This window comes from Maribacter sp. ACAM166 (assembly GCF_005771495.1).
Classification (GTDB): domain Bacteria; phylum Bacteroidota; class Bacteroidia; order Flavobacteriales; family Flavobacteriaceae; genus Maribacter.
Genome location: NZ_VAUW01000008.1, coordinates 33,853 through 57,156 on the forward strand (window position 1 = coordinate 33,853; position 23,304 = coordinate 57,156).

The 23,304-nt window shown below is 34.8% G+C and carries 23 protein-coding genes; 17 read left to right on the forward strand and 6 right to left on the reverse strand.

Features of this window, described 5'->3' with window-relative positions; translation table 11 throughout:
• The first annotated feature begins 7 nt into the window (after positions 1–7).
• The 3 genes from ES765_RS07875 to ES765_RS07885 are packed head-to-tail and all read left to right on the forward strand — an operon-like array spanning position 8 to position 3,207.
• Positions 8–883: an alpha/beta hydrolase gene (locus tag ES765_RS07875; RefSeq protein WP_138112963.1), complete on the forward strand. Its 876-nt coding sequence runs from the start codon at positions 8–10 to the stop codon at positions 881–883.
• A gap of 4 nt (positions 884–887) precedes the next feature.
• Positions 888–1,586, forward strand: a complete 699-nt coding sequence (locus ES765_RS07880) for an SGNH/GDSL hydrolase family protein (protein ID WP_138112965.1) — start codon at positions 888–890, stop codon at positions 1,584–1,586.
• Between the two features lie 7 nt (positions 1,587–1,593).
• Positions 1,594–3,207 carry a family 20 glycosylhydrolase gene (locus ES765_RS07885; RefSeq protein WP_138112967.1) on the forward strand — a complete coding sequence of 538 codons (1,614 nt, stop codon included), beginning with the start codon at positions 1,594–1,596 and terminating at the stop codon, positions 3,205–3,207.
• A 63-nt stretch (positions 3,208–3,270) separates the two neighbouring features.
• On the opposite strand, the gene ES765_RS07890 is transcribed toward ES765_RS07885, so the two are convergent.
• From ES765_RS07890 to ruvX, 3 genes are read right to left on the reverse strand one after another with little or no spacing between them, the layout of a single operon-like run.
• Complete coding sequence (locus ES765_RS07890) at positions 3,271–3,699, reverse strand: DUF5606 domain-containing protein (RefSeq protein WP_138112969.1); 429 nt, start codon at positions 3,697–3,699, stop codon at positions 3,271–3,273.
• A 59-nt stretch (positions 3,700–3,758) separates the two neighbouring features.
• Positions 3,759–4,349, reverse strand: a complete 591-nt coding sequence (def, locus tag ES765_RS07895; RefSeq protein ID WP_138112971.1) for a peptide deformylase — start codon at positions 4,347–4,349, stop codon at positions 3,759–3,761.
• A complete protein-coding gene (gene ruvX / locus ES765_RS07900) occupies positions 4,350–4,760 on the reverse strand; it encodes a Holliday junction resolvase RuvX (protein WP_138112973.1) in 411 nt (136 codons plus the stop codon). It abuts the gene before it with no gap.
• Positions 4,761–4,861: 101 nt separating this feature from the next.
• Between ruvX and ES765_RS07905 the strand changes: the two genes are divergently transcribed.
• Positions 4,862–5,677, forward strand: a complete 816-nt coding sequence (locus tag ES765_RS07905; protein ID WP_138113184.1) for a 2,3,4,5-tetrahydropyridine-2,6-dicarboxylate N-succinyltransferase — start codon at positions 4,862–4,864, stop codon at positions 5,675–5,677.
• A gap of 3 nt (positions 5,678–5,680) precedes the next feature.
• Here the strand turns inward: ES765_RS07905 and ES765_RS07910 are convergent, their stop codons facing one another.
• A complete protein-coding gene (locus ES765_RS07910; protein WP_138112975.1) occupies positions 5,681–6,715 on the reverse strand; it encodes a beta-1,6-galactofuranosyltransferase in 1,035 nt (344 codons plus the stop codon).
• Positions 6,716–6,861: 146 nt separating this feature from the next.
• On the opposite strand from ES765_RS07910, the gene glf reads away from it, so the two are divergent.
• Both glf and ES765_RS07920 read left to right on the forward strand, forming a co-directional pair.
• A complete protein-coding gene (gene glf / locus ES765_RS07915) occupies positions 6,862–7,974 on the forward strand; it encodes a UDP-galactopyranose mutase (protein WP_138112977.1) in 1,113 nt (370 codons plus the stop codon).
• A 159-nt stretch (positions 7,975–8,133) separates the two neighbouring features.
• Positions 8,134–8,928, forward strand: coding sequence for a glycosyltransferase family 2 protein (locus tag ES765_RS07920; protein ID WP_138112979.1), 795 nt, complete (start codon positions 8,134–8,136; stop codon positions 8,926–8,928).
• Here the strand turns inward: ES765_RS07920 and ES765_RS07925 are convergent.
• The gene (locus tag ES765_RS07925; protein ID WP_138112981.1) at positions 8,910–9,728 is read right to left on the reverse strand and encodes a glycosyltransferase family 2 protein; all 819 of its coding nucleotides are present in this window, start codon (positions 9,726–9,728) and stop codon (positions 8,910–8,912) included. The two genes, ES765_RS07920 and ES765_RS07925, sit on opposite strands and share 19 nt — an antisense overlap.
• Before the next feature lie 113 nt (positions 9,729–9,841).
• On the opposite strand from ES765_RS07925, the gene ES765_RS07930 reads away from it, so the two are divergent.
• The 6 genes from ES765_RS07930 to ES765_RS07955 all read left to right on the forward strand — a co-directional run bounded on the left by ES765_RS07930 (position 9,842) and on the right by ES765_RS07955 (position 15,374).
• On the forward strand, positions 9,842–10,672 hold the full coding sequence (locus ES765_RS07930; RefSeq protein ID WP_138112983.1) for a hypothetical protein: 831 nt from the start codon (positions 9,842–9,844) through the stop codon (positions 10,670–10,672).
• A gap of 17 nt (positions 10,673–10,689) precedes the next feature.
• Positions 10,690–11,250 (forward strand): L-threonylcarbamoyladenylate synthase, encoded by a 561-nt coding sequence (locus tag ES765_RS07935; RefSeq protein ID WP_138112985.1) that lies wholly within the window; start codon positions 10,690–10,692, stop codon positions 11,248–11,250.
• 4 nt (positions 11,251–11,254) lie between these two features.
• The gene (locus ES765_RS07940; protein WP_138112987.1) at positions 11,255–12,679 is read left to right on the forward strand and encodes a CCA tRNA nucleotidyltransferase; all 1,425 of its coding nucleotides are present in this window, start codon (positions 11,255–11,257) and stop codon (positions 12,677–12,679) included.
• Position 12,680: 1 nt separating this feature from the next.
• A complete protein-coding gene (locus tag ES765_RS07945) occupies positions 12,681–13,715 on the forward strand; it encodes a COX15/CtaA family protein (protein WP_138112989.1) in 1,035 nt (344 codons plus the stop codon).
• Between the two features lie 26 nt (positions 13,716–13,741).
• Positions 13,742–14,239, forward strand: coding sequence for an IS1096 element passenger TnpR family protein (locus ES765_RS07950; RefSeq protein WP_138112991.1), 498 nt, complete (start codon positions 13,742–13,744; stop codon positions 14,237–14,239).
• A 76-nt stretch (positions 14,240–14,315) separates the two neighbouring features.
• The gene (locus ES765_RS07955) at positions 14,316–15,374 is read left to right on the forward strand and encodes a nucleoid-associated protein (RefSeq protein ID WP_138112993.1); all 1,059 of its coding nucleotides are present in this window, start codon (positions 14,316–14,318) and stop codon (positions 15,372–15,374) included.
• Between the two features lie 119 nt (positions 15,375–15,493).
• Here ES765_RS07955 and ES765_RS07960 read toward each other — a convergent pair whose 3' ends face one another.
• Entirely contained in the window at positions 15,494–16,576 is a 1,083-nt protein-coding gene (locus ES765_RS07960) for a hypothetical protein (protein WP_138112995.1), read from the reverse strand.
• 89 nt (positions 16,577–16,665) lie between these two features.
• Between ES765_RS07960 and ES765_RS07965 the strand changes: the two genes are divergently transcribed.
• The 5 genes from ES765_RS07965 to ES765_RS07985 all read left to right on the forward strand — a co-directional run bounded on the left by ES765_RS07965 (position 16,666) and on the right by ES765_RS07985 (position 23,200).
• Positions 16,666–17,568, forward strand: coding sequence for an ABC transporter ATP-binding protein (locus ES765_RS07965; RefSeq protein WP_138112997.1), 903 nt, complete (start codon positions 16,666–16,668; stop codon positions 17,566–17,568).
• An 11-nt stretch (positions 17,569–17,579) separates the two neighbouring features.
• On the forward strand, positions 17,580–18,413 hold the full coding sequence (locus ES765_RS07970; RefSeq protein WP_138112999.1) for an ABC transporter permease: 834 nt from the start codon (positions 17,580–17,582) through the stop codon (positions 18,411–18,413).
• Between the two features lie 94 nt (positions 18,414–18,507).
• Entirely contained in the window at positions 18,508–20,277 is a 1,770-nt protein-coding gene (locus ES765_RS07975) for a T9SS type B sorting domain-containing protein (protein ID WP_138113001.1), read from the forward strand.
• Between the two features lie 4 nt (positions 20,278–20,281).
• Positions 20,282–21,715, forward strand: a complete 1,434-nt coding sequence (locus ES765_RS07980; RefSeq protein WP_138113003.1) for a T9SS type B sorting domain-containing protein — start codon at positions 20,282–20,284, stop codon at positions 21,713–21,715.
• A gap of 18 nt (positions 21,716–21,733) precedes the next feature.
• Positions 21,734–23,200: a T9SS type B sorting domain-containing protein gene (locus ES765_RS07985; protein ID WP_138113005.1), complete on the forward strand. Its 1,467-nt coding sequence runs from the start codon at positions 21,734–21,736 to the stop codon at positions 23,198–23,200.
• The last annotated feature ends 104 nt before the right edge of the window (positions 23,201–23,304 follow it).

A 23,304-nucleotide genomic window follows, 5' to 3' on the forward strand; every position in this document is an offset into this window, starting at 1 on the left:
AGTACTCATGAAAAATTTACCACTACTTGTGTGTGTATTTGTATCTATGAATATAATTGCACAAGAAATTGTCGAATTACCCTATGCTAAAAATCCTGAAGTGAATTGGAATACTGCAGAGAAAGAGTATTACTCAGACATTTGGCAAACAAAAGTAATTACCAATGTATCTGTACCACGCCTTGAAGTCTATAAAGCTGATAATCCAAACGGCACTAGTATTATTGTTGCTCCGGGTGGTGGCCTATATGGTTTAAGCATTGACAGTGAAGGGCGAGATGTAGCCAAATGGTTAAATTATAAAGGAATTACAGCTTTTGTTTTAAAATATAGATTGGTACCAACAGGTGTTGATGGAATAAAAGAAATTACGGACGAGGGAGCTACCAATCCGGCTAAAATAGGGAAACGAGTAATACCAGTTTTACCTCTTTCAATTGCAGATGGTCTTGCGGCTATTACCTATGTAAGAACAAATGCAGATAACATGCAGCTAGACCCTAACAAAATTGGTTTTATGGGCTTCTCTGCAGGAGGCGCTGTAACCATGGGGGTAACTTTTAATTACACAAAAGCCAATAGACCAGATTTTATCGTGCCTGTTTATCCTTGGATGACCGTAATCGGAGATTACAACGTGCCAGAAGACGCCCCTGCAATGTTGGTTGTTTGTGCTTCCAATGATCCATTAGGACTAGCAAAGCCAAGTGCAGACCTTTACTCCGCTTGGCTAACCAGCGGTAAAAATGTTGGTTTGCATATGTACTCTAAAGGCGGACATGGATTTGGAATGAAAAAACAAAATTTAGCTTCTGATCATTGGATTGCCCAATTTCACAGTTGGGCGCTTACCGAAGGGCTTACAACACCCACTGTAAATTAACTTTATGCAACATAAAAACAGATTTTATAAACTATTGAACTTTAACAAGCTTAGACTATTATCACTAAGCATACTATTTTGTGGCTTTTTAGGCTTTTCACAAGCAGAGAACAACTTCACTAATGAAGTAAAAAAAATTACCGAAAAATATGACACCATTTGGAATTCGAAAAAAGAGACTATCGTTTTTACTGGTAGTTCAAGTGTTCGTCTATGGAAGAAATTAGAACAAAGTTTCCCAAACCATCAAATACTAAATACGGGTTTTGGTGGATCACAAGCATCTGATTTACTTCATTTTTTAAATGATTTAGTATTGACTTATAATCCGAAAAAAGTTTTCATCTATGAGGGGGATAATGACCTCTGGGCCAAAAAAAGACCGAATCAAGTTATTCATACCACAGAAGAAATCATCCGTCGAATAAAAGCAAACAACCCAACTACTCAAATTATCTTAATTGCTGCGAAACCAAGTATTAGCAGATGGAGAATGCGAGGAAAATATAAACGTTTAAATAGAAAAATGAAACGTCTTACAGAAAAAGACCCTCTTTTATCGTATGTAGATGTTTGGTACCCAATGCTGACTAAGAACAAACTGAAAACTGATATTTTCATTGAAGATGGTCTGCACATGAACCAAAAAGGATATGACATTTGGTACCAAACCATGATGAATTTAGTTAATAACCCACAATAACAAATTAATGATTAAAACCTATTGTATTCGAAGTATATTCTTTTTTGCTATAGCGCTAGCGTTTATAGCCTGCAGTGAAAAGAAGAAAGAACATATTCCCATGCCTAACACTGATTTATCAAAAATTAGTGTTATACCTAAACCGTTGAAAACGGTACCCACAAATTCCGCATTTGCCTTAGACCAATTTACAGCAATTTACACGTCTAAAAATGCTACAGGTTTTGAAGAAGTTGGTACATTTTTGGCAGAAAAGCTAAAGAGCAAAACAAATTTATCAATCCCAGTAAATACAGAAGGGAACAATACAGTTGAACGAGTAATATACCTCAACCAGTCTGACAGTACAGAATTAGCTTCCCCAGAGGCGTATCAACTATACATCAACCAAGATTCCATTATTATAAATGCGAATACCTCAGAGGGTGCATTTAGAGGCATACAGACATTGCGTCAATTAGTTCCTATTGAGAGTAATGACACATTGGCTCCTCAGCAAATTTGGCCAGTACCATCCGGTAAGATATTCGACAACCCGAATTTTGCCTATAGAGGTTCTATGCTAGATGTTGCAAGACATTTCTTTAGTGTTGAAGATGTGAAAAAATATATTGATATTCTATCCTACTATAAGATTAATGTGCTGCATTTGCACCTAAGTGATGACCAAGGATGGCGTATAGAAATCAAATCTTGGCCAAAACTTACGGAAGTGGGTGGTAGTACCGAAGTTGGAGGTGAGTCTGGCGGATTTTATACGCAAGAAGATTATAAGGAGATTGTACGCTATGCTACGGAACGATATATGACAATTATTCCAGAAATAGATATGCCAGGACATACCAATGCGGCATCCGTATCTTACCCATTTTTGAATGGTAATGGAAAAACACCTGAACTGTATGAAGGTATGCACGTTGGGTTTAGCACATTTGACACACACAAGGATACTGTTTATGCTTTTATTGATGATGTTGTAAGAGAAATTTCTGCACTGACACCAGGCCCATATTTTCATGTTGGTGGGGATGAAAGCCATGTCACCAAAAAGAGTGATTATATCTATTTCATCAATAAAGTAGAGAAAATTGTTCAGAAACACGGAAAACGAATGATTGGTTGGGATGAAGTAGCTATTGCAGATGTTGATTCTACTTCTATATCTCAATGGTGGGCAAGCGAAGAAAACGCAAAAAAAGCCGTAGAGAAAGGAATGAAGGTTATTTTATCGCCAGCAAAAAAGGCGTATTTAGATATGGAATACGACACCTTATCTAAATTTGGGCTACATTGGGCAGCTTACATTCCCGTTGACACGGCCTACGTTTGGTCACCTGAGGAATATGGTATACCTGTAGAAAATATATTAGGAGTTGAAGCCCCATTATGGTCTGAAACAATAAGCAATATAGATGAACTTGAATATTTAGCATTTCCAAGAATCATTGGCTATTCTGAATTAAGTTGGAGTATTCCAGCAAATAGAAATTGGGAAGATTACAAAGTTCGTTTGGCAGATCAAGCCCCTTTTCTTGATCGGATGGATATAAAGTATTACCCATCACCGTTGATAGATTGGAAAAAAAGTGACTTTACCTATGAGACCATTAAAAAGGACTAAATAGTGAACCACAAAAAAGCCTTGATTCTAAAATCAAGGCTTTTTATTTTAATTCAAAAAAAACTATTCCTCTTCTGAGACTTCTCCTTTTCCTTCCTTATCATCAGAAAAATCTGTGATTTTGTTATCTGCAAGTATATTGTACCACTGAATAATTTTCTTAATATCACTTACATACACACGGTCCTCATCATAATCAGGTAACACTTCAAAAAAGTATTCTTCTAATTTTATTTTTTCATCCTTGTGGCTAATTGAAGTTTTACCTCCATTTTCTTTAGACTGAATTTTTTGAAAAACCTCCCTTAAGGGCACCTCTTCTTCTAGAGTATAAATGGCAATTTCAGAAAGTACACTAACGCTACTGCGCAAGCTTACTGTAATTCTTTTTCCATCTAACAAAGACTCCGCAACAAATCCAGTTCTTGTTTGGGTAATTAAGGTATATAAACCTGGCTTTCCTGCAACGGATAATATTTTCTCTAAACCCATAAAATATTTTAAAATTTAAGTCGACAAAGATTACACTTTTCTGTTAATTACAAAGGACTTTAACGTCCTTTTTTTAATGCTGGAAATTTCATACGATAGTCAACACTTATCTTTCCTTTAGATATATTGGTCAACCTACCTTTCAACATTCTCTTTTTTAAAGTAGATAACTTATCGGTAAACAAAACACCTTCGATATGATCATATTCATGTTGAATCACTCGAGCCAATAAACCATCAAAGGTTTTAGAATGCTCTTTAAAATCCTCATCCAAATAGGTGATTTTTATCGTGTCTTTTCTATTTACATCTTCACGAACATCGGGTATACTCAAACAACCTTCATTAAATAACCATTCCTCCCCTGTTTCCTCTTCTATTTGGGCATTAATAAATACTTGTTTAAAACCTGCTAACTGTTTTTGTTCCTCTTTTGTGAGTTCTTCATCATCAGAGAAAGGTGTGGTATCTACTAAGAACAAACGAATAGGCAAGCCTATCTGAGGTGCCGCAAGACCAACCCCACTAGCATTATACATGGTATCCCACATGTTGGAAACCAGTTCCGTTAGTTTTAGATATTCGTTATCGATATCATCCGCAACTTTTCTTAATACGGGATCACCGTACGCTATTATAGGTAAAATCATTTATACTGTCTTTAAAAAATCTTGTAAAATAATGGTCGCACTAATTTCATCGATCAATGCTTTATTCTTTCGTTGTTTTTTCTTCATTCCACCATCAAGCATGGTTTGAAAAGCCATTTTAGATGTAAAACGCTCATCGTGCCTTTTAATAGGAATAGCAGGGAATTTTTCTGCTAATTTTTCTAAAAATGGTTTAATATGAACTTCTGACTCAGAGGCTGAATTATCCATTTGTTTTGGTTCTCCAACCACAATGAGTTCTACTTTTTCATTTTGAAAATAATCAGCTAAATAAGCAATGATTTCAGGAGTAGGAACGGTGGTGAGTCCGAATGCAATCATTCGCATTTCATCCGTTACTGCCAAACCAATACGTTTTACTCCATAGTCAATTGCAAGAATCCTTCCCAAACTTAATTTTTGGCAAAAATAAAGGATAATTTGTTATATGTGCTTTTGCAAATGGTGAATTCCTCTACTTCAACTTATATTTGAGAAAATTATCGATGAAAATGACAGAATTGAGAACACAAATTGAAAAAGCATGGGATAACAGAGATCTTTTAAAAGAATCTGCAACCCAAGATTGTATACGAAATGTCATCAACCTTTTAGATGTTGGCAAATTAAGATGCGCAGAACCTACCGCAAATGGATGGCAGATTAACGAATGGGTTAAAAAAGCCGTAGTCCTGTATTTTCCTATTCAAAAAATGGAAACTTTGGAAGCAGGTATTTTTGAATACCATGATAAAATGCCTTTAAAAAGAGGGTACGCTGAAAAAGGAATTCGAGTGGTACCAAATGCCGTTGCAAGACATGGTGCATACATATCTTCTGGTACCATTTTAATGCCAAGTTATGTAAATATAGGAGCCTATGTTGATGCAGGTACTATGATAGATACATGGGCTACGGTAGGAAGCTGTGCTCAAATAGGGAAAAATGTTCACCTTAGTGGTGGAGTTGGTATTGGCGGTGTTCTTGAGCCTTTACAAGCTGCTCCCGTAATTATTGAAGATGGTGCTTTTATTGGTTCTCGTTGTATTGTAGTAGAAGGCGTTAGAATAGAGAAAGAAGCCGTGTTAGGAGCTAATGTAGTTTTAACAATGAGTACAAAAATTATAGATGTTACGGGTGATAAACCTATAGAAACAAAAGGTATTGTTCCTGCTAGGTCTGTAGTTATACCTGGTAGTTACACTAAAAAATTCCCGGCTGGTGATTTCAATGTGCCATGTGCTTTAATAATTGGAACACGAAAAGAAAGCACCAATAAGAAAACCTCATTGAACGATGCCCTTAGGGAGTATGATGTAGCTGTTTAAAACTTATAAAAGTTGTATCACTTTTTGGATAGCTTGTGATAAGAAATAACCTGAAGCTACTTTTGATTTTATTTTTTCAACGTTTGCAATCATGTTGGAATATGACGTAGGGTCAAGGTTTTTTAAAGCATCATCCAATTCATTTAAGGAATTTATAGTAATCCCAAGTTGTTCCTTTTCTATGAATGTTGCGATGGCCGCTTTCTTCCAAACAATTACAGGTAATCCGCACAAGAGATATAAAGATGTTTTGTGCGGGTTATTATATAACAAATACTTTCCAAATTCACCGGAGCACTCATCAAGAATGTTTCCGTTCCATATCAAACCAAAAGAACCTTCTATCTTGTCGATGACTTCATCGGGAGAAAAAACACCCTGGTAGTTTAAAATTGAATCTGCTTGTTCAACATCTACAGCGTTGAACCCGTTACCATATAATCTTAACGTATAGTTAGATGGATTAAGTTTATCCATACTATATAAAAATTCACTTTTTTCTTTTCCTAGTCCACCTGCAAAGACGACATCATAAGGATTATTTAGTGTCGCACGCTTTTTACTTTTATGTAAGTAATCAAACAATTCTAAACTTACGAGTTCTGCCGTACACCCATTTGATTGAAACCATTTTCTCATGGATTCATTATGGACAATTATGAAATCGGCTCTATTAAATTTGGCCATTTCCCCTTCTAAATCAGTGGACTTACCCATCAAATATTTAACATCATGAATTATAATGATGAGCTTACATTTTTTCAACGCTACTATACGTGTAATATACCCAAAGAATTTACTGAGCGGGTACTGCATGCAGAAAACGGATTTTCTTGGCAACAAAAAAAGTCCTTTTGTAATTCCGAAAAAACTGATAATTGCACCTAAGGCCGAACTTGGGTGGTTTGTTTGCTTAAACCCTAGATTCTTAAAACCATTCTTTTCTAAAATAGTTTCACAATCCATCTTAGGCTTAGAGGCAGCATTTTTTGAGAATTTATAGTTTCTGGATATGTAATAGAGATTTGCAGAATTCATTTAAATGATTTTATAAACCATCAACAAGTACAAGTGTAAGATTCTTCTGCAACATTTTTAATATGTAATTAAAAAAATCTGTTTTTATAAAGAGTACACCCTAAGAAATACCTAAATCGTACCTTTAACGCCTTAATTGATAAAACATGAATTCAACCAAAGGTTATGATTTTCTTATTGTTGGAGCAGGACTTTACGGAGCTGTTTTTGCTCATGAAGCAAAAAAAAGAGGAAAGACCAGCTTGGTAATCGATAAAAGAGAACATATCGGTGGTAATACATTTTGCAAAAAAATAGAGAATATTAACGTCCACGCCTATGGTGCACATATTTTTCACACCAATGATAAAAAAATATGGGATTATGTAAATGAGTTTGTTCCCTTTAATAGGTACACTAATTCACCAGTAGCAAATTATAAAGACTCATTATATAATCTGCCTTTTAATATGAATACTTTTTACCAGCTTTGGAATGTTAAGACTCCAGCAGAGGCTAAAAAAATTATTGAAAAGCAAAGTTCACAATACAAAAGCAAAAATCCCAAAAATCTTGAAGAACAAGCACTTTCTTTGGTAGGAGAGGATATTTATCATAAACTCATAAAAGGGTATACGGAAAAGCAATGGGGACGAAAAGCTACGGAGCTACCAGCCTTTATTATAAAAAGACTACCGCTTAGGTATACATTTGATAACAATTATTTCAATGATACTTATCAAGGTATACCTATTGGAGGATACAATGAATTAACGGGAGGTTTACTAGAAGGGATTGATGTTCAATTGGGTGTGAATTATTATAAGGACAAGGAATCCTTAGAAAAATTAGCGGCAAAAACGGTTTTCACGGGGAAAATCGATGAGTATTATAAGTATGAATTTGGCGAACTTGAATATCGCGGACTTCGGTTTGAGCATGAGGTATTGGACCTAGAAAACTATCAAGGTAATGCGGTTGTCAACTATACAGAAGCAAATATACCTTACACCCGAATTTTAGAACACAAGCATTTTGAATTTGGTAAACAGAAAAAAACGGTAATTACAAAGGAGTATCCTTTAGAAGCTTCAACAAACCTAGAGCCTTACTACCCTATTAATGATAAAAAGAACAATACGACATATTTAAAGTACAAGAAAAAGTCAGAAAACGACACCGTTATTTTTGGAGGTAGACTAGCCGAATACAAGTACTACGACATGCATCAAGTTATAAGTGCAGCTTTAGCAAAAGCTAAAAATATTCTTGACTTTTAAACGCAACCTTTTTATAAATTCAACTCTTACTAACAAGTAATAATTTGAAAGGTATAATTTTAATCTTGTAAGAAATTCACCTCTCCATACAATTTTTTAATTCATTTTTTGTTATAACTTTGTTCGCTCCGATTAGAGCTCACCTACCAAATTTGTTTTATGATTACCAAAAAAGAAAAACTAACTGCATTAATTATCACCTACAACGAAATGGGATACATTGAAAAATGTATTGACTCTGTTTCGTTTGCCGACGAAATTATAGTGGTAGATTCTTTTAGTACAGATGGCACGTTTGAGTTTTTAAAGAGCCACCCCAAGGTAAGAGTTATTCAAAATCCGTTTGAAAATTTTACAGCACAAAAATCTTTCACTTTGAAACAAGCTTCAAATGATTGGGTTTTATTTTTAGATGCCGATGAAATTGTGTCTAATGCATTAGAGCAAGAAATCTTAGATACTGTTTCTAGCGGCACTGATATTTCAGCATTTTGGTTTTATCGTCAATTCATGTTCAAGAATGAAAAACTGAACTATAGTGGTTGGCAAACCGATAAAAATTATCGTCTTTTCAGAAAAAGTAATGCAAAATTCTCTGATTGTAAAATCGTACATGAAACTTTAGATATTGATGGAACTTCTGGTATTTTAAATGAAAAGCTTATTCATTATTGTTATAAAAACCATGAAGATTACAAAAATAAAATGTTGAAATATGGTAGGTTAAAGGCTATTGAATCATTTTATAAAGAAAAAAAGTATAACTATATATTAATGGTTGTAAAGACCAGTTGGAAATTTTTCAACCATTACATCTTACGACTTGGATTTTTGGATGGTAAAAAAGGTTTTATAATCTGTCATTTAAACGCTTTGGGGGTTTTAGAACGTTATCAGGAGCTTAAAAAGCTTGAGCAAAAAAACGAACTTGCCTATTATTTGGTAATGCCATAAAAAGTCCAAACGCTTTTCTCCCTTTTTGTCACATTTCGTATCCCTACATTTCTCGCAATGGATTCTGGTGTTTTATACCCTCTCTTATGATCTAAGTGAACGCAAACCGCACTGTAACGTAATTGCTTGGATTTAATACCGAAATTAAAAAGTCGTTCACCTAATTCTCTATCTTGACCGCCATATTGCATTCGTTCATCAAATCCATTTACATTCTCAATATCCTTTTTCCAACCCGATGAATTATGACCATTCCAACTTGCATTAGTGGGTGTTATTGAATTTAGAAATTTAGAAATTAAGCCGTTGGCCGTAAGCTTGTTATTTTTAAAGGTTTGTGGTATCCCCTTATCCTTTAGCCATTGAATATTGAAACAACGTTGATTTTCGATATCCTCTAAGGTAATTAGTTTAGAGATATTCATAGGCAACATATAGTAGCCACCAGAAATGAAAAAGCCCTGTTCTTTATTAATATAATGTACCTGAACAAAATCTTCTCTAGGAATGCAATCTCCATCGGTCATAATGATATAATCGGCAGAGCAAGCAGTAACTGCCTTATTTAATATTCTAGACTTTTGAAAACCATCATCTTCTTGCCAAACGTGAACTATGGTGTAGTTTAACTTTCTTGATATTTCTGCTATCAATTCTTTGGTAGTATTTGTGGAACCGTCATCCGCAATGACAACTTCAAAATTTTTAAAAGTTTGTTGTTCAAAACCCCAAAGTACCTTCTCTAACCATTCTTCGGCATTATATGTACTAACAATGATACTTATTTTAGGAATCTCCATGATGCGTTTCAAATTACCACAAAAATATAAAAGTCTTATCTATCTTTGAACACGAAAAGACTGTCAATAGTATAAATGTTATATTTTTAAAAGACAAATAACAGCAATGTAAAATGAAGTTGAAAGAAATACCCTTATCTATTTACAATTCAGTTAAACTTTCTTTGCTTTCAAACAAAAGTTTACATGCTAAATCTAAAGAAATAATTCCGGTAATTGTCTCTCTAACGTCGATTCCTGCAAGGTTAAAAACACTACACCTAACCATAAAAAGTATTCTAGACCAAGATGTAAAACCAAAAAAAATTATTTTATGGTTACATCATTCGCTTAAAAATGAAATTCCAAACAGTCTAGGTACTTTAGAAAACGACTTATTTCAAATATCATATTCAGAATTGACTTGTTCCCACAGAAAATTAATTCATAGTTTGAAACTTTTTCCCGAGGATATAATCATAACCTGTGATGACGATATGATGTACAGGTCGAACTGGCTTCGATTACTTTACCGAGAACATTTAAACAATAGAGATACAATCATCGCAAATCAAACTAGGTACATTAAATACAATGCACAAGGTGAAATTTTACCCTATAAAAATTGGGTTTTTGAAAACGGAATGACTTTTAACCAAGCAGCAGTTATTCCAATCGGTGCAGAGGGTGTTTTATATCCTCCAAAAAAACTTTCTGACATAACCATCAACACTAAATTATTCTTAGAATTAACGCCAAAAGCAGATGATCTTTGGTTTAAGGTAATGGCACTATTAGAAGGAACTACTTCAGTTGTAGCAAAAAACAAAGCAAAAACTCCAATTCCTATTATTGGATCTCAAAAACATTCCCTTAAAAAAACAAATATCGGAGGTGATAAAAACAGGTCGCAATGGCTGGCATTGACCCATTATTTTAATATTAAACCTGAAACATTTCTTTAATTATTACATAATAAACAATGACAGAAGAAATCAATAAGTGCATCGATGTACTTGAGAATGGTGGACTTATCCTCTACCCTACCGACACTGTTTGGGGAATAGGATGTGATGCCACCAATGAAGCTGCAGTAGAAAAGGTTTTTAAACTGAAACAGCGTGATGATAACAAAGCATTAATATGCCTCGTTGCTAATGACGCCATGCTTGAAAAACATGTAGAAGCAGTACCAGATCTTGCATATGACATAATAGACCTTTCTTCTAAACCTACCACCATAATTTACGATAAACCAAGAAAAGTCGCTAAAAACCTAATAGCGGCTGATGATACATTGGCCATAAGAGTCGCTCAAGATAAATTTTGCAAATACCTCATTGGTAAATTTAAAAAACCTATTGTATCTACATCTGCCAATATTTCTAGATCCCCTACACCTAAAAGTTTCCAAAATATAGATAAAGCAATTTTATCAGGTGTAGACTATGTGGTAAATTTGCAACAAGACAAACAGAATGAATTTGCGTCATCGATTATTAGATTAGCTAATGATGGTACCGTAAAAATCATTCGAGAATAAGAACATGCAAGAGAGCTACAAAAACGCTTTAAACAACTCTATTTTCGGTATTATTTCAGAAGCTGCAGAAGAACTTTCTGTAGATTGTTACGTTATTGGTGGTTTTGTAAGGGACTTCTTTTTAGATAGAAATACCCCAAAAGATATTGATGTGGTTGCCATTGGCAGTGGAATCCAACTAGCAGAAAAGGTAGCTTCAAAATTAAAAGGAAATCCCCAGGTATCGGTCTTTAAGAATTTCGGAACGGCGATGATTAAGAATGAGGGTATGGAGCTTGAGTTCGTTGGCGCTCGTAAAGAAAGTTACCAGCGTGAAAGTCGAAAACCTATTGTAGAGGATGGCACGCTTGAAGATGATCAGAAACGACGTGATTTTACCATAAATGCCTTAGCACTTTCGCTCAACAAATCTGATTTCGGAACGCTTCTAGACCCTTTCAATGGAATAAAAGATTTAGAGAAAAAAATAATTAAAACCCCTCTAGAACCAGGTATTACATACTCTGATGACCCTCTTCGTATGATGAGGGCGATACGATTCGCAACACAACTAGATTTTCAGATTGCGCTTCCTTCCTTACAGGCAATTACCGAACATAAAGAACGCTTGAAAATTGTATCTAACGAACGTATTTTAGATGAACTTCATAAAATAATGCTATGTAAAAAACCTTCATTAGGTTTTTCTCTGTTGCATAAAACCGGACTTTTAGAACTCATACTTCCAGAATTAACTGCATTACAAGGAATTGAGGAAATTGAAGGACAAAAACACAAGGATAATTTTTGGCATACGCTAGAAGTGGTAGATAACATCTCTGAAACCACAGACAACCTGTGGTTACGTTGGGCCGCTTTATTACATGACATAGGCAAGGCTCCTACCAAAAGATTCCATAAAAAAATTGGGTGGACATTTCATGGCCATGAATTTATTGGTTCTAAAATGGTTTACAAGCTATTCAAACGTTTGCGAATGCCTTTGAACGATAAGATGAAGTTTGTTCAAAAAATGGTACTGATGAGTTCAAGACCCGTCATTTTATCTGAAGATTATGTGACCGATTCAGCGGTACGAAGGCTCATATTCGATGCCGGTGATCATGTAGAAAATCTTATGACTTTATGTGAGGCAGATATAACTACAAAGAACCCTAAAAAACAGCGTAAATACCATCAAAACTTTAAACTAGTTCGTCAAAAAATTGAAGAAGTAGAGGCTCGTGACCATATTCGTAATTTTCAACCTCCTATAAGTGGCGAAGAAATTATGGAAACCTTTTCCTTAAAACCATCAAAAGAAATAGGGATCATTAAGGAGGCGATTAAAGAAGCTATTTTAGAAGGCGAAATACCAAATGAATATGATGCTGCCAGAGAATATATGTATATTAAGGGTAAGAAATTAGGTTTGCAAACCTCAAAGTAACATGGATATCACGTTTAGAAAAATTGCTAAAATAGCACTGATTTTAGTTTATTTAGTTATCGTTGCAGGTGCCGTTGTTAGAATGACGGGCAGTGGAATGGGTTGCCCAGATTGGCCAAAATGCTTCGGATATTACATACCCCCTACTGAGGCAATTGAGTTGCAATGGCAACCAGATAGATTATTTGAAAAAGGCCAAATAATTATAAGAGGTGAGGTCTTACAAATATCCAAAGAAACATTTACGACTAGTAATTCTTTTAATGCAACTAATTGGGAGACATACACCAAGCATGATTATGCTGAATTTAACCCATGGCATACCTGGATTGAATATATCAATAGGCTTTTTGGCGCCTTAGCAGGCCTCGCAACATTGGTGCTGGCAATTACATCGATAAGCTATTGGAAAAAGAAAAAACGTATTCCTATACTATCATGGCTAGTAGTATTTGGAATGGTATTTCAAGCCTGGTTGGGTGCAACGGTTGTTTATTCTGTTTTGGAACCGGCAAAAATCACGGTGCATATGTTTATGGCACTAGTTATTGTGGCCATTTTACTTTATATAATTTATCTGGCCAATGCCGAGAACAAACGTATTCGTTTTGACAAACTTACTCTCAACCTGAGTATTCTAGCACTCTGCTTGACACTTCTCCAAATTATAATGGGCACACAGGTACGACAATTTGTTGATGAACAAATAGATATATTTGGGTATGACGCCAAAAGCACTTGGCTAAAAGACCCTCTAGTATTATTTTATATACACAGGTCGTTTTCTATTTTAGTTTTGTTGATCAACGCTATTTTAGCCTATAGAATTATTAAGTTCAACTTGGGGCACTTTAAAATCTATTGGGTACTATTTCTTTTATTTGTTGAAGTACTCACAGGCATGGCCATGAATTATTTAAATTTTCCGTTTGCTAGCCAACCCCTGCACCTTGTAATAGCTTCTATTCTATTTGGAGTACAATTCTACATAGTTTTAGATGCACTAATGCCAAGAAAAAACGGCAGAACTTCGTAACTTTGCCGTCCCACAAAAAACAAGGCATGATCTATAAAATTCGTATAATTTTAGACGCAGATGAGGATATTTTCAGAGATTTGGAAATCGAGGCTCATAACTCCCTAGAAGACTTTCACAATGCCATTACACAGGCATTCGGTTTTTTAGGCAATGAAATGGCTTCTTTCTATACATGTGATGAAGAGTGGAAACAAGATGAAGAAATTGCACTTTTTGACATGAGCGAATCTGGTTCTGATGTTAAATTAATGAATGAATCATTTTTAGAGGATTTTATGTCTGAAGAGAACCCTAAGTTGATTTATGTTTATGATTTTCTAAACATGTGGACGTTCTTTGTTGAACTTGCGGATATTGAAGAAAACGAAGACGGTCGTTCCTATCCTAACGTACTTTTCGCATTTGGAGAATTACCTGAAAACCCTCCGGAACGAAAATTCGAAGCCGAAAATAGTGCTTTTGACTTTGATGATACTTTTGAAAATTACGACGACCTAGATTTTGATGAAAACTGGAACTAGTGAATCACTAGTAAATAAATTTTGCGCTGAAAATCAGATTTCCCTTAAAGAACAAATCTATAAATAAGAACATTCTATGATCAACCTATATGCCACCCAAATTGACAGTATTTCTATACATAGAGTTGGCAATAAAAATAAGAACGAAGGCATTTTTCTATCTGAAGAGCCTTTCAACCTTAATGATGAAACTACCGGTTTATTAAAAGAGTATTTTTTTAAACCATTTCGGGAAAAGGAAGAGAATTACTATAAACTATCTAATGAAGTAGATGTAGAATTTAATGAGCTTTATAAAATAGCGAATGCGGTTTTTGCCGACCCATCAAATGCACATTTGAATTCTAAAAAAATCGCTTCCTTACTTTTCGAACAATCCAATCACCCACATATAAAAAGCGGTGAGGTTTATGTAGCTTATCTCACGGGACTATTATTAGACAATCAAAAAGTAGATGCTATAGGTATCTTTAAGAGTGAATTAAAACATGATTTTATTCAATTTGAAGAAAAAGATAGCAACCTTGATATTGTAATACAACAAGGTATCAATATTAATAAATTAGACAAGGGTTGTTTAATATTCAATGTTGATAAAGAAGAAGGGTATAAAGTACTTTCTGTTGATAGTAATAAATACGACACGAAATATTGGATTGAAAATTTCTTAGGCGTTGCACCACTTTCAGATGATAATTTCAAGACCAAAAATTATTTGAAATTCTGTCAGAATTTTGCGAAAGATGTTGTTTTACCTGCTGAAGACAAACAACAAGAAGTTTTATTCATGAACCGTGCAGTTAATCATTTTGCAAAGAACGATGCTTTTGAAGAATCAACTTTTTTGAACGAAGTCATGGAAAACCCTGAACTCATACCCGAATTCAAGCATTATAAAACCGAGAAAGGACCTAAGTATAGTATTCAGGATGTGTCTAATTTTGACATTGCCAATAAAGCAGTGTCCGATGCTCGTAAAAAAATTAAGAATGTCATTAACTTAGATACCAATATTCAAATAAAACTAGATTTCATTAATCCAGAATCTGCAGAGAAGTTTGTTGAAAAAGGATGGGATGAAGAGCGACAAATGTATTATTACCTAGTTTATTTCAACAAAGAGCAGAAGAGCTAGATTTAGTTAATAATGAAACAACCACTTTTGATTTAACATAAACCAAAAGTGATTGTCCATTTATTCTTTTGGTTATAATTGATTTATCATCTTCGAACAGTCGGCTACCGACGTGATAACTAGATTTCAATATTGTTCTCCATAATCTGCTTCATACTTACATCTTCATAATTACGTCGTACAAAATTTAAGGTGAGATCAAGAATCTCTCCCATAGTTGTGCAGTTTTTAAAATTTATATCCATGGTAAGTTCTCCAATTTGATTTCTTAATAGCTCAATATTATCTTTTGTTGAAATTGAATCTGTCTTGCAAATAGCACGTAATTTTTTAATTCTATTTCCAGAACTTAAAATACGCTTAGCCACAATAGACCGCTCTTCTAATTTATACTGATCGACCGAGTCTCTTTTTAATTTAGCACGAACCAACTCTACCATTTTAAAGTTCTCCTTAAAAAATTGAGGCCGATATACTTTCAATTTACCCTCAAAACATTGTTGATCAAAGTCGATAGCCCTAATTCTATACACTACATGATCAAAATCATGCGTAGGTACGATGACATAATTGTATGACCGCATATCCCCTAATAACCGTATCATGCAACGTTCATTGAATTTTACAAATTCTTTGGCCAGTTGCGCTTTCTCTGGCTCTGTACATTTGGGTAGCATGGTTTTTATGAACTCATCACCAGGAATTCCGGCGATATGTTCCTCTATCAACGTGTCCTTATACACGAGAAAGTTTAGGTGATAGGGAGATAACATGTGTTCTAACTCCAAGCCATAAACACGCGATGCATCGGTTTTTTTAATATAGAAATAGGTGAAGTTATCATTTAGAATATTTCGGATTTTTATCCTAAATGGTTTAGAATTTCCAAACGTACAGAAGTCTACTGCATCAACGTTCAGATATTGGTTAATATTATTACTACCATCAGAATGCAAAATAGAATATACCTTTTTTAAACTATCATCTATTTCTTTTCTGTCATATTCGGAATAATATGCACGGATCCACAACGTATCTTCATCATTACTATCATATACTACAACCGACCCTGAAAAGCGAAGAAGGTCATCATAAAATATAGGTATTTCCGTTTTTCGACTATAATGTTCTAAATAGCCATCTAAAGCCTTACTTACAGGGTAAGCAGGTTTCTTTTTAGACATTAATCGTTCTTCTGACATAGCGTTACTCTAAATTTGATGGTATAACCTGTAACAAAGTTAGGCTTTCTTCGTCAACTAGGTATATCAATCACTAACACCAACTTACTTTGGACCATATTTTAACTGTACAAAATCTTACTAAAAAATTCGGGTATCTAACTGCCGTAAAAAATTTATCGTTTACTATTAAAAAAGGTAATGTATACGGAATATTAGGACCTAACGGCAGTGGTAAATCAACAACGTTAGGTATTGTTTTGAATGTTGTCAATAAAACTAGTGGAGAATTCTGTTGGTTTAATGGACAGACAACCACCCATGATGCATTAAAAAAGGTGGGTGCCATAATTGAACGCCCTAATTTTTACCCGTACATGACCGCTTTACAAAACTTGAAATTAGTTTGTAAAATTAAAGGCGTTGGAGAAGAAAAAATTGAAGAAAATTTAGCGCTAGTCGGCCTGCTAGATAGAAAAAATAGCAAATTCAAAACTTATTCGTTAGGAATGAAGCAAAGACTAGCCATTGCTTCTGCTTTATTAAATGATCCAGAAATTTTAATTTTAGATGAGCCTACCAATGGTCTAGATCCACAAGGTATTCATCAAATACGAGAAATCATTAAATCCATTGCTGCAAAAGGCACTACTATTTTACTAGCATCCCATTTATTGGATGAAGTTGAAAAAGTCTGTAGTCATGTGGTTATACTAAGAAAAGGAGAGAAATTATATTCTGGCAGAGTTGACAATCTTCAAGCGAGTTTTGGCTTTTTTGAGTTAAAAACAACGGATATGGAATCATTGACCTCCTATTTAAGGAGTAATAAATTTTTCGGTGAAATAAAGCAAACGAATGAATTAGTGACCGCTTTTCTTAAAACTGAATTAGATGCCCAAACACTGAATAAATTACTTTTTGAAAATGGCATTATCGTTTCTCATTTAGTAAAAAGAAAAGAAAGTCTAGAGGAACAGTTTTTGGAACTCACTAAGAATACAATCGCCTAAATAAACCAAAAATGATAAGATTATTACATATAGAATTCATCAAGCTCTGGAATAATAGAGCAAGCAAAGTATTGATTATTTCCTATTTCGCTCTATTAACATCGATTGCACTAGTTGCGGCAATTAAATTTGATATTGGTCCTATTAAATTTCATTTGGCAGATCAAGGAATTTTTAATTTCCCCTATATATGGCACTTTAACACCTTTATAACGGCCTTCTTTAAATTATTTTTGGCCATTGTAATCGTGTCTATGATGTCTAACGAGTACAGTAATAAAACAATAAAACAGAATTTAATAGATGGACTTTCGAAAAAGGAATTTATACTTTCAAAATTCTTAATCGTAATTTCATTTTCACTTATTTCTACCCTTTTTGTTTTTATCGTCTCCTTGATTTTGGGGTTAGTTTATTCAGATTTTAATGAGCTATCCATCATCTTAACAGATTTAGAATTTTTACTTGCTTTTTTCGTCAAGCTAACTGGTTTCTTTTCCTTTTGTCTTTTCTTAGGGGTTTTAGTAAAACGCTCAGCCTTCGCCTTAGGGTTTTTAATACTATGGCAGGTTTTTGAGGGTATTTTTAGAGGAATTATTCGATGGAAATTCTTTGATGGTGAAACTACAGATATTATCATGGGCTTTTTTCCATTACAGGCCATGTTCAACCTTATTGAAGAACCATTTTCTAGATTAGGAGCGGTACAATCTGTTGTAAATCAAATGGGAGAAAAAATAACCTTGGATTATCATGTTCATTGGTACGAAATTCTAATTGTTTTAGGTTGGACAGCAATTTTCGTTTACGGCTCCTATACCTTGTTAAAAAAAAGAGACCTTTAATACCACAAACACATCGGATTTTAGTCCTATTTAATCAGAATTCTAAAGTCTAAATTTTCATTTTGTAGTATATTGTAGTGTTTACGAACATGCTATGAAAAATAATTGGGACATACTGTTATCCAAGATATTGGTTATGCCTTTATCTTTCTTGGCCTTGTTCGCTTGTATTTTACAAACATCAGCTCAAGAATGCCCTGAACTTTTAAGCCCGGTTAACAGTGCCGAACAGGTAAACATTAATTCTACAATTCGTTGGGAACCCATTACTGGGGTACCTGGCTATATTTTATCACTAGGAACAAGAATAGGTGGCGGTGACATTTTAAATGAACAAAATGTTGGGGCTTCAAACAATTATACACCACCAATTGGTCTACCCGAGAATACTGAAGTATTTGTAACGATTACCCTCTTCTTTTTTAATCAACCGAATATTGTATGCGAAACTCAAAGTTTCACTACAGCTTCGCTAAATGAAGTTCCAGAATGTACTTCACTGAAAATTCCATTAGATAATGAAGTAGATATCAATACAGCAACAAATATATCTTGGAACTCAGCCCCAAGTGCTACGGGCTATTTTTTAACTATTGGCACATCTTTGAACGGAGGTGAAATTCAAAATAATATCGATATTGCCAATACCCTTAGTTATAACCCTATAATAGATTTTCCGTCTGAAACAACGATCTATGTCACCATTGTACCCTATAACAGAATCGGAATGTCGGTTGGTTGTAGCACGTCTGTTTTCACAACAGCGACCGAAGCTATAGTACCCATTTGCTCCAGTTTAATCACACCATTTAATGGTGAAACCAATGTTACTTTAAGTCCGGTATTGGAATGGAACGACGTACCAAATGCAAAAGGGTACAGAATCACCATAGGCACCTCTCCGCTTGAAAGTAACATTCTAAACAATGCAACATTTTTCAAAACATCTACAGTGGTAATTGATTTTGAACCTAACCGAACATTCTTTGTCACAATAATCCCTTTTAATGAAGCCGGTGATGCTATAGGGTGTACTCAAGAAATATTCTCTACCTTAATAGGGTGTGGCCCATATTTTGAGCCACTAACAGGCGAATTACTCGTATTAAACCCCGAATTGACATTTCCAGAAACAGTTACCATCTGCCTTGATAGTGATTCAAGTATTCTTTCTGCAACAGATAAAGCTGATGGTTACAGATGGTTCAAAATAGATGGAAGTGGTAATGAAACATTACTATCTTCTTCGGTAAATGTAGCGATTACCGCATTAGGCAAATATGCTCTAGAGGCCTACAATATCATCGAAAATGCAGGAAGGACGTTTGAATGCTCATCTACTAAATTGTTTGAAGTAGAAACATCTACAGCACCTACAATTAAGAATATCTTAGTGACGGAACAAGGAAATTTAATCAATTATGAAATTCTAACGGCAGAAGATGGCAGTTTTGAATATACGTTGAATGATGAAAATGGTCCTTATCAAGAGTCTAATAGATTTAACGGAATTACCTATGATAATCATACTGTCTTTGTTCGTGATAAAAAAGGATGTGGAACCGTTCAGCAAACCGTAGAACTAGACCTGAAGGTTAATGGGTTCCCCAATTTCTTCACTCCTAATGGAGATGGTATAAACGATTATTGGAAATTTCTTACTCCTGTAGAAATCGGAGCTAACGATGTTTTAGTCATTTGTATTTTTGATAAATTCGGAACTCTTTTGGCTCAAATCGGTCCAAATTCCGAAGGCTGGAATGGTAGTTTCAATGGAAGGGCACTACCAGAATCAAATTATTGGTTCAAGGCATTATTTAATAAAAATAAAATAGTTAAAGGGTATTTCTCTTTAAAAAGATAAACTAATGAACCAAAGAACAATTCTGTTAGTTTTATTGATATGGTTAGGTATATTTTCTGCTGATAGCCATGCCCAAGAATGCCCTACTATGACCGCTCCACTTAATGGAGACATCAATGTTCCAGTAGATAATCTTATTAGCTGGACAGCTGTCAATGGGGTTATCGGCTACCTAATTTCATTAGGCACAACCCCAGGCGGAGGCGAAATTATCAACAGACGATCGTCTGGTCTAAATAATTTCTATCAACCTGAAGTTGGATTGCCTGAAAACACGAAAATTTATGTCACCATAAGGCTATTTCTTCCTGACGCGCCAATAAAAGTGTGTCCTTTAAAAATTTTCACTACCGTTGAAGTAAAAGACCCACCTGACTGCACTTCTTTGGTAACACCCTTAAATGAAGAAATAGAAGTACGGGTAGATACTAACATTAAATGGAATTACGCTCCAGGAGCTACCAATTACAGAATATCTATAGGCTATTCACCCGGTAATTACAATATCATTGATGATTATGAAACCGGCAACAAACTATCCTTCAAACCAGATCAAAATCTTGAACTAAATCAATTCGTTTATCTTAGAATTATTCCCTTTAACGAAAATGGTGAAGCAACAAACTGTAGTGAAGAATATTTTACAACGGGTGAACCAACAGTGCGTTGCAATACGAATGACTTCCCTACTATTTCCATTCTAGATAAAATTTCACTTTGCACCAATAGTGGTGGTGGCATTTTAACTACCAAAGATCAAGCTAGAGGTTATAGATGGATTAAAATAAATACAAATGGTAGTGAAGAGGTGCTATCGATAACCCGTAGTCTAGAATATGATGAAGTAGGCTCTTATCGCCTAGAATTGTACAATGCAGTATCTGAATTTGGGGCGAACATTGAATGCCTAGTAACAAAGAATTTTGAGATTGTGTATTCAGAAGCTCCCCAAATAGAAAACGTTTTAATATCAAGAGATCTCAATGGACTTCGTTTAGAAATAGTTGCAACTGGTATAGGAGAATATGAATACTCTTATGAAAGTGATATATTCGGATTTCAAGATAGCGCTATATTTACAAATGTAAAACCTGGCGAACGAACGGTTTTTGTTCGAGATAAACTCGGATGTGGACTAACACAACGGTTGGTTGAAAAAAAGTTATCCTCTAAAGACTTTCCATCTTTTTTTACTCCAAATGGCGATGGTATAAATGATTTTTGGCAACTAAACAATAAAATTAGTTCTAGTGAACTTAACATAGAATACCTATATATTTTCGATAAATATGGAAACTTACTAGTACAATTAGATCCAAAATCAGAAGGGTGGAATGGGAGTTTCAACGGCAAACAATTACCCGCAACGGATTATTGGTTCAGGGCAATATCATTTTCACAAAAAGAAGTCAAAGGTCATTTTAGCCTGAAACGCTAATAAAAAAATGAGTAATCAATGAATATCAAAATAATGTCTTTTAATCTAAAGTACTTCGGCATTCTTTTGACCTACTCCTTAGTATGGAGCCAAGATTGTCCAAAATTTAATTACCCTACCAATGGCGAACTGAATGTCGCCGTAGAAGCAACATTAACATGGCCAGAGGTTGTAGGGTATAATGGATACCTATTATCTATCGGAAGAACACCACAAGGCAAAGATATTCTCAATGCAAAACCGATTGGAACAATTACATCATATACACCGCCCTTAGGGTTCCCAGATAAAACAAGGCTTTATGCTACCTTGAGCTTGGTACCCTTTGACGGCCCACCCATCGCTTGCCAAGAAATTTCATTTACAACCACTACTGTAACCACAGCACCACCTTGCTCCATTTTGATTGCCCCAGACAATAATGCCGCTAGCGTGACAATCATAACCGATATCGAATGGGCATATGCCCCAACAGCCACTGGCTACGTTTTATCAATCGGCACAGAACCAAATGGAACCGATATCGTTAACAAATTAGATATGAAAAATAATTTGAGCTATGATCCTCCCGAAGATTTACCTCAAAATTCCTCAGTATATGTTACCATTGTTCCTTATAATGATATAGGTGCAGCAGTGTATTGCATTGAAGAAATTTTCACTACTAGTATGGCATTGTATATCTGTGACCCTTATTTCAATGAGGCCACAGGCGAACTTATTTACCGAGCACCACAAATTAATTTACCTAATATCGTAGGTATTTGTAGTGATGAACTACCCTATACAATTTCGACTGATGATGAAGCAGATGGTTTTAGGTGGTATTTAACAAATAGTGGTAGCGCAGAATCACTATTATCGCAAGCACGAAGTGTAGATGTTTTAATACCGGGAAGGTATAGGTTTGAAGCTTACAATACTATTACCACTGAAGACGGTATTATAGAATGCGTGAGTTCCAAACTATTTGATGTAGTTGCATCACAAGCAGCCACCATTATAGGTATTAATGTCATCAATCTAATAAACGGTAAAACAATTACTATTTCGGCTACAGGCACCGGCCAATATGAATATGCTCTAGACAACCCTGATGGGCCTTATCAAGATACTCCTATATTCACTGATGTCCCAAAAGGTTTGCATATTGCCTATGTTCGTGATAAAAATGGATGTGGAATTACAGAAAGGCCTGTAGATAGAGATATTGCTTCAAAAGATTTTCCAACCTTTTTCACACCAAACGGGGATGGCATCAATGATTATTGGCAATTTGTACCTCCACCAAAAAATTTCGAATCTGTAGTTGATATTATATTTATTTTTAACCAATTTGGTAGTCTTATTCACCAGATTAATCCGAATAACAAAGGCTGGGATGGTACGTTCAATAACAATGCTATGCCAGAGTCAGATTATTGGTTCAGAGCCAGCTTTTTAAATAGGCAAGATATTAGTGGTCATTTTTCTTTAAAGAGGTGATAGAAATCCTGCCGACTTACGTCTAATTTAGAATTCGACTTTTGTATTTTTATACGCTGTTATAGTATGATACGGACTTCCTTATAATTTCCTCATACGCAAAG